Origin of the sequence: Roseovarius tolerans, from assembly GCF_900109855.1 — a bacterium.
GTDB lineage: Bacteria > Pseudomonadota > Alphaproteobacteria > Rhodobacterales > Rhodobacteraceae > Roseovarius > Roseovarius tolerans.
Genome location: NZ_FOBO01000027.1, coordinates 19,904 through 27,746, shown reverse-complemented (window position 1 = coordinate 27,746; position 7,843 = coordinate 19,904). Strand labels below are relative to the sequence as shown.

General features: G+C 58.5%; 6 protein-coding genes. 2 read left to right on the top strand and 4 right to left on the bottom strand.

What is annotated here, in order from left to right; translation table 11 throughout:
• Nucleotides 1-238: transposase (locus tag BMX04_RS17980; protein ID WP_074788241.1), on the bottom strand; the 238-nt coding region annotated here is incomplete at its 3' end.
• Between the two features lie 171 nt (nucleotides 239-409).
• On the opposite strand from BMX04_RS17980, the gene BMX04_RS17975 reads away from it, so the two are divergent.
• Nucleotides 410-2,005 carry an ABC transporter substrate-binding protein gene (locus tag BMX04_RS17975; protein WP_074788240.1) on the top strand — a complete coding sequence of 532 codons (1,596 nt, stop codon included), beginning with the start codon at nucleotides 410-412 and terminating at the stop codon, nucleotides 2,003-2,005.
• Nucleotides 2,006-2,314: 309 nt separating this feature from the next.
• On the top strand, nucleotides 2,315-3,970 hold the full coding sequence (locus tag BMX04_RS17970) for a choline dehydrogenase (RefSeq protein WP_074788239.1): 1,656 nt from the start codon (nucleotides 2,315-2,317) through the stop codon (nucleotides 3,968-3,970).
• A 255-nt stretch (nucleotides 3,971-4,225) separates the two neighbouring features.
• Here BMX04_RS17970 and BMX04_RS17965 read toward each other — a convergent pair whose 3' ends face one another.
• From BMX04_RS17965 to BMX04_RS17955, 3 genes are all read right to left on the bottom strand, one after another.
• Nucleotides 4,226-4,771, bottom strand: coding sequence for a hypothetical protein (locus tag BMX04_RS17965; protein WP_074788238.1), 546 nt, complete (start codon nucleotides 4,769-4,771; stop codon nucleotides 4,226-4,228).
• 449 nt (nucleotides 4,772-5,220) lie between these two features.
• Complete coding sequence (locus tag BMX04_RS17960; RefSeq protein WP_074788247.1) at nucleotides 5,221-5,538, bottom strand: bactofilin family protein; 318 nt, start codon at nucleotides 5,536-5,538, stop codon at nucleotides 5,221-5,223.
• Between the two features lie 218 nt (nucleotides 5,539-5,756).
• Nucleotides 5,757-7,778 (bottom strand): TRAP transporter permease, encoded by a 2,022-nt coding sequence (locus tag BMX04_RS17955; protein WP_074788237.1) that lies wholly within the window; start codon nucleotides 7,776-7,778, stop codon nucleotides 5,757-5,759.
• Nucleotides 7,779-7,843 lie beyond the last annotated feature (65 nt).

The following is a 7,843-nucleotide window of genomic DNA, read 5'->3' as shown; positions in this document are numbered from 1 at the left end:
CGGTATCCCCGGCCAGGCGTTGCTTGCCCGCCTCGAGGAATTCCTTCGACCAAGTGTAATACAGGCTCTCGCTGATACCCTCGCGTCGGCACAGCGCGGCAATGCTCTCCTCGCCGCGCAGGCCCGCCAGCACGATCCTGATCTTCTCTTCCGCCGAGTAATGCTTGCGCGTCTTGCGCTTGATCCCTTTGACCAGCTTGTCAGCCGCGTCCTTCGATGTTCCGGATTTCTTGTTCATCTTCGCTCCTTGGTGGCTGCGATGAACCAGAAATCCTCCGTTACGAAAACCTCAAATCTGTCCCATAGGCGCTGACGTCAGACAGTAAGTTTTAATACCGTCGGTCGATTTATATGCCCTCACGCAGTAACGCGAAGAGAGCGACGCCACCGGCTACAGGGAGGAAGCGAAATGAATATAACTGAGAAACACGCCAAGTGGCTGATTGCTCAAATTGAGAAAGGCCATATGTCGCGTCGTGAGTTCATGGGCCGGACCGCAGCTTTGGGGGTGACCCTCAGCGCCAGCACGGGCCTGCTGAACCAGGCGCATGCAGCGACGCCCAAGCGAGGCGGGCACATGCGCCTCGCCATGGGGCACGGCGGCACGTCCGACACGCTTGATCCGGCCACGATTGCCAACGGTATCCAGTGGACTGCGGTCTACGGTGTGTCCAACACGCTGACCGAGGTGGACGCATCCGGCAACCTGATTGGCTCGCTCGCGACTGAATGGTCATCGTCGCCGGATGCGACGGTGTGGACTTTCAAACTGCGTCAGGGTGTTGAGTTCCACAACGGAAAGACCATGACGGCCGAAGATGTCATCGCGTCAATCAACTATCACCGAGGTGAGGCCACGAAGTCGGTCGGTAAGCCTCTTCTGGCCGCTGTCACCGAAGTCAGGGCAGACGGGCCGGATACGGTCGTGATCACCATGTCCGAAGGGAATGCCGACTTCCCTTTCAACTTCAACGAGGCCTTCTTTGGCGTCTACCCCTCGAAAGACGGTGTGATCGACTGGCGGGCCGGTGGCACCGGGCCCTACGTTCTCAAGACCGAAAAGCCTGGGCAAGTGTATGAGTTCGAGCGCAACCCGAATTACTGGAAGGAGGGCGCGGCGCATGCCGATACGATCGACCTGCACTCGATCATCGACCCTGCCGCCCGCACCAACGCGCTCATCACCGGCGAGGTCGACTGCATCGACAATGTCGAACTGAAGACTCTGTCGCGGCTCGCGCAGAACCCCGCCGTGATCATCGAGGAAGGCGCGGGGCCGCTTCACTACACGCTACCGATGCAGGGAAAGGTCGCCCCTTTCGACAATCCACACCTGCGCAAGGCGATGAAATTCGCCATCGACCGGCAAGAAATCCTCGATAAGATCCTGTTTGGCCATGGTGTTATCGGCAACGATCACCCGATCGGACCATCCTACCGTTATCATGCAGGGGATATCGAACAGAATAGTTACGACCCGGACAAGGCACGGTATCACTGGCAGCAATCCGGTCTAGGGGACATCACCGTTGATCTCAGTGCGGCAGAGGCCGCCTTCGGCGGAGCGGTGGACGCGGCTGTTCTGTTCCAAGCCTCAGCCAAGAAGGCAGGTATCAACATCAAGGTGGTGCGCGAAGTCAACGATGGCTACTGGTCCGACGTGTGGATGAAGAAGCCGTGGAGCGCCAGCTACTGGGGCGGCAACGCGACCGAGGACGCGATCTTCTCGACTGCTTATGCCACGGGGGCTGCGTGGAACGAGTCGCAATGGGATCATCCTCGTTTCAACGAGCTTCTCGTTACCGCGCGGGCCGAACTCAACGAGGAACTGCGTGCGGAAATGTATCGCGAAATGCAGGTCCTGCTGCGCGACGAGGGCAGCGTCATTGTCCCGATGTTCGGCAATTCGGTGCATGCCCGCAACGACAAGATCGCACATGGCGACCTATCGTGGGTCCGCGGCTTCGACGGTCGACGCATCCTGGAACGCTGGTGGATGGTATAAGCTACGCCGGGCTCCCACCGCTTTCCGCGCCATCCGTGTCGCCGAAAGCAGTGGGGGCTCATCAGAATGATGCACCACTCGGTTGCTTATCTACCGTTTGCATTCCGGTCTGACGGATCGCCTCCGGGACATTGCCGATCTAGTGGCGCTTGTTGATGCAAATGAGCCTACGCAGAACAAGCGTAATCCGGAACATTCAATGCGACTCACGCGCCCCACTACCGATGTGATGGTGAACTACCTTTATGACCCTAGTCATTTCACACAGAGCCACCATGCTTTGGTCTTTTGGCAGCCAGGAGAGACGGCATGGACTTTGATTTCATTATAATTGGTGCTGGATCCGCCGGATGCGTACTCGCCAACAGGCTGAGCAGCGATGCGAGAAATAGTGTGCTTGTGTTGGAAGCCGGGCCTGAGGATAGTGGGTTGTCCTTGAGGATGCCGGCGGCCGTGTTATCCAATCTCAAGAGCACCAAACATAACTGGGCGTTTCAGGGCGAGCCCGAGCCAGAGCTGAACGGACGTAAGGTCCAACATGACCGTGGCAAGGCCTTGGGCGGTTCGTCATCTATAAATGGGATGGTCTTCATTCGCGGGCACGCGGTAGATTACGAAGGCTGGCGACAGACCGGATGCGACGGATGGGGCTATGCCGATGTGTTGCCTTACTTCAAGAGGATGGAAACTTATGGCGGCGGTGGCGATGCGTTTCGTGGCGATGACGGTCCGCTGCACGTGCACCGTGCCAAACCGCAAGACCCCCTGAGCCTGGCCTTCCTGAAGGCGGGTGAAGACGCGGGGTATCCAATGACCGACGATATCAGCGGCTATCGCCAGGAAGGCTTCGGGGTGTCAGACCGCACGGTCTTCAAGGGTGAGCGTTGGAGTACCGCGCGCGCCTATCTGAATCCGGCGCGCAAGCGCGGCAACCTTACGGTCCAGACCCATGCGCAGGTTCAACGTGTGGTTTTTGATGGCTCCAGGGCCGCTGGCGTAGCCTATAGGAACCGGGCAGGCAAGACGGTGGTTGCTCATGCCCGAAGGGAGGTCATACTGAGTGCGGGCGCGGTGGGCTCTCCGCATATATTGATGCTGTCCGGCATCGGACCGGCCGCCCATTTGCATGAGATGGGCATTGAGCTCCGCCATCACCTGTCCGGTGTCGGTCAGAACCTGAACGATCATCCGGACTTCGTGTTGAAATTCAATTGCCTGAAGCCCGTATCGTTTTGGCCTAAGACAAAGCCCTTGGCAAAAGTCGCGGCTGGCCTCCGATGGCTCCTGACCCGGCGTGGAATCGTGGCCTCCAATCTCTTTGATGCGGTCGCCTGCGTCAGGTCGGGTCCAGGGGTGGAGTATCCGGACCTGCAGATCATCATCTCGCCGATAGCGGTCGATGATGCTACGTGGGAGCCACTAAAACGACACGCTTTTCAGATCCATATCGGTCTCATGCGCGCGCACAGCCGCGGTGAAATACTGCTTCGCAGTGCAGATCCGTCGGCACCACCGCGGATATTGGTGAACTATCTCAAGGACAACCGCGACCGGGTCCTTATGCGGAACGGTATCCGCTTGGTGCGCGAACTTGTTGAGCAGCCGGCATTCTCCGACTTGAAGGGCGATGAATTTTTCCCTGGAGCAGCGGCGCAATCGGATGCGGAACTCGATGCGTTACTGAACACACATACAACGACGCAATGGCATCTCTCCTGTACCGCACGCATGGGCACGAGGACCGACGAGAGCGCGGTCGTCGATGCCGGTGGGCGGGTCCATGGTCTGACTGGACTGCGGGTCGTTGATGCATCGATCATGCCTTTCGTGACCAATGGCAATACGAATGCCCCAACTATCATGCTAGCGGAGAAACTGAGCGATGACATCCTGGGTCGTGCGCCATTGGCGCGTCTCGAAGCAGAGGTCTGGCGCAATCCTAACCATGAAACCCAACAGCGGTGACTACTCGATAGCAACGCTTGGTGAAGCATGTCAGGCCGGTCTCCGACGGTTCGAGTGATCCGACCTAGGTGCTCAAGTTCTCTACTCATGACTGTATTTGGAAGAAAAAATCTATCTAGACGAGTGTAAGTTACTCAAAAACCGCGGGCCAGCGTGTGATCCCAAACAAGGATATGAGGTTCAATTCGGCAAAATCAGACCCCCAACGCCGCCGAAGAGAGTTCAACACCTAAAAGCTGGAGAGTTAACTTCAGTTCAACTCTTTCCCTCATAGTGCGCCTTGCCTTTAACGTCCGGGGCAAGCATCAGTGAACCGATGCCACCTCCGAAATACTCCTTGCAAGCCGCACCCGCGCCGCGCGCCACGACTACACGATGCAAAAGCATGCGTTCTGCCGAAGGGAACTCGATTGGAAACGGAATGGTGCAGTCCGGATCAAGGTAAATCTCGGACGGAAAATCTCTAATCCAGCGCTCCGCTCCGCGAATTTGGTTCACTGCACTCGTAACGGTGCGCTTGAACCACCGACGCCAAGCGAGGTCCGTCGCGCTGGCGGGCCAGGAAATGGACTTTTCGCTGAAGATGATCACATGCGGGTCACATACGACGATTAGGTCGGACAGCTCTTTGCCATTGCCAGCGCCTTTGACCTTTTGGTTGCGATAGGGGTTCGCGTAAGACCACAGGTCGAGAAACGAAAGTTCTGCTCGCTTTGCTAGGTATTGCTCAGACTCGGTTGTCCCGTCGGAGCGCGGGACAGCCGAACGTAGTTGCTCAAATTTCTCGCCGTCGGTTCCCATGGCCGAAGAATACAGTAGAAGTCACGACCCTGTTCCAGCATTTATCCGCGATAAGAAGCTAAAAAATAATGTCGGAATAGGGCTCTCACCCGGCTTTTGCCACATGCTACACGAAAGGCCGCTTTCGGGAAATCGTCGCAAATTTGCAAAATCCGCTTCCTGCGCATAGCAGACCTTGGTGCAAGCCGCAGCATCGTGGTCGTGCCTCTCGGGCTGTGAATGGCTGCTTTTGCCGCGCTCTGGCCTGTTCAATGCAAGTGCCGCGAATGACCGGAACCCGCCGCTCCTTCTTGAGCGACGTTCACGGCCCATACCGGTTACTCGCCGCCTGATCCAAAGCCGCATCGCAGCGTCACCGAAGCGGCCACTCGCGCATCGCGCCGCATTTGGAGTGATTGAACTGCAAAAGCACAAATGTGACTTTACCGCGTAGCGATACTGGAATTGTCCTATTGCCGCCCTGTGATATCGATCTTGCCCTTAACTTTGGCGCCGCTTTCCGTTGCCATCACCTTGGCTACGACATCAGCCTGAACCTGTGAGGTCGATGCAAGCTTTAGATCGTCGCACTTCAAACTGCCAGTGTGGCTGCCTTCAACCGCGATTTTCGTTGCCGACATTGCCCCGTCAACTGAACCGCTCAGCTGAACGGTGATCATCTCAGCGGTGACATCCCCAAACACGCGACCTTTGATGTCGACACTGCCCTCGCTTGATCTGATGTTGCCTTCGATCATCAGATCTTCTTCAATAATTGAGCTCGGCACATTGAAACCCTTTGGCTGAGATATTGGCGACCATAGAATGAAAACTGGGATTTGAACACCGTCGTCGAAGGTGGCCTCGAGCGAGTGAAAGCGTAGGAAGTCACCGTGCGCGTATGTCACCGTGCGCGTATGGCCTCGAAGCTGCCGGTCGGTCTGTCTTGCTGCATTTTCGGAAGCAACCAGTAGAGGCCTGCAGCGCTGTCGCCAACGGCAGTCGCTTAAAGCTTCCTTAACTGCAAGATCATGACTGGTGCCCAAAGCAAGGCACCCAGAGCCATGGTCGCCAGGCCCGGGGCAATGAACAGAAGTGACACCAGCCCGACCCACCAACGCTCCAGCCGCGACATATGCGTCAGAAAGAAGCCCGAGAAGGCCACGCCGAGACCTGCGATACCGACCATCGCACCCGCCAGTGTCACCGCGAAAGACCCCCAGGTGAATCCTTCGGTGACGATCAGCAGCGCGGGCGAGTAGACGAAGACGAACGGGACAAGCGCCTTAGCGATTCCAAGACGAAACGCCGTGTTGCCCGTCTTGAACGGGTTGGCCCCAGCGATCCCCGCCGCCGCGTAGGCGGCCAGCGCCACGGGCGGGGTGATGTCCGCCAGCACCCCGTAATAGAAAACGAAGAAATGCGCGACGATCGGCTCCACCTCTAGAAGGCCCAGGGCCGGTGCAGCCACCGCAACGAGGATGATGTAGGTTGCCGTGGTCGGGATCCCCGCACCCATGATGATGCAGGCGACCGCGATCAGAACGAGCGAAAAGAACAGTGTCCATTGGCCCACTGTGAACACACTGAGCGGCCAGATGCCGCTGATCACGTTGCCGATATCCGTGGCGGTCTGGACCACCACATAACCCAGTCGAAAGCCCACACCCGTTAGTGTAACCACGCCGACCACAATGCCCACCGTGGCCGCCGCGGCACCCACGGCGAGTGTATTGCGCGCGCCATCGGACAGGGCCAGCCAGAGATCATGCAAGGTCAGGCGGTTGACCGGGTTGAGAAAGCCGACGACGACGCAGGCGATGATCCCGTAGACGGCGGCGAAGTCAGGCGTCTTACCAGTCAGAATCATGTAGACGAGGATGATGAGCGGTATGACCGACAGCCAGTGCTGGCGCAGTACCAGGCCCGCCTTGGGCAACTCGTCGGCGCGCAGACCGCGCAGCCCCAGCTTGCGCGCCTCAAGATGCACCATGATAAAGATGCCGAAATAGTGCAGCAGGGCCGGAAACAGCGCCGCCGCCAGCACGTCGCGCAGCGGAATCTCCAGATACTCCACCATGATGAAGGCGGCCGCCCCCAGGATCGGGGGTGTGATCTGCCCGCCGGTGGAGGAGGTCGCCTCGACCGCGCCCGAAAAATGCGGCGGATAGCCCACCTTCTTCATAGCAGGTATAGTCAGCGCGCCGGTGGTGACCGTGTTGGCGATGCTCGAGCCCGAGATCGTACCCATGAACGCCGACGAAAATATAGCCACCTTGGCCGGCCCTCCTGCATAGCGTCCGGCGATCACCATGGCGAGGTCGATGAAAAGCTGCCCCAGACCAATGCGCGTGGCCAGCACACCGAACAGGATAAACAGGAACACATACTGCGCCATGACGCCGATCGCGATGCCGTAGATGCCCTGGTTGGTCATGTAGAGGTGGTTGATCAGCCCCTCCCAGGCGACACCACCATGTTTAAGCGCACCCGGTGCCCAGGGCCCGAAAAGGGCGAAAGCCACAAAGACCAGCGCGATGATGGGCAGGGTCGGACCGACCGAGCGTCGTGTCGCCTCCAGCGTCAGGAGCAACAGCGCCGTGCCCATGATCACATCGATTTCGGACGGATTACCGACCCTAACGGAGATCACCTCGGGCGGCAGAAGCGGCAGGTAGAGCGACGCGACAACCGCCAGCACGGCCAGCAGAAGATCGACAAACGGAACCCCGCTGATCCGGTGCCACGCCGGAGCGGGGATTTCGGTGCTCAGCGAGCGCCGCCAAGCAAAGAGCAGAAACACAAGGCCCAGCACGAATGACAGGTGAATGCCCCGGTGCAGAAGTTCCCGGACTAGCCCGAACCCGGACGCATAGAAGTGATAGACCGACATCGCGACCAGAGCGACGCTGATGATGACGCCAATGGACCGGCCCGTCGGACGAAATGCGAGCTCCGGATCGAACTTGCGTTCGATCTCGTGCAATTCATCCGGTGTCAGATCGTGGTCGGGATCGTTCTCTGCCATCGTCGCCCCTGCCTTTCACATACGGTACCAACAAATAGACCCGGCCACCTATCGGAAGCCGGGTC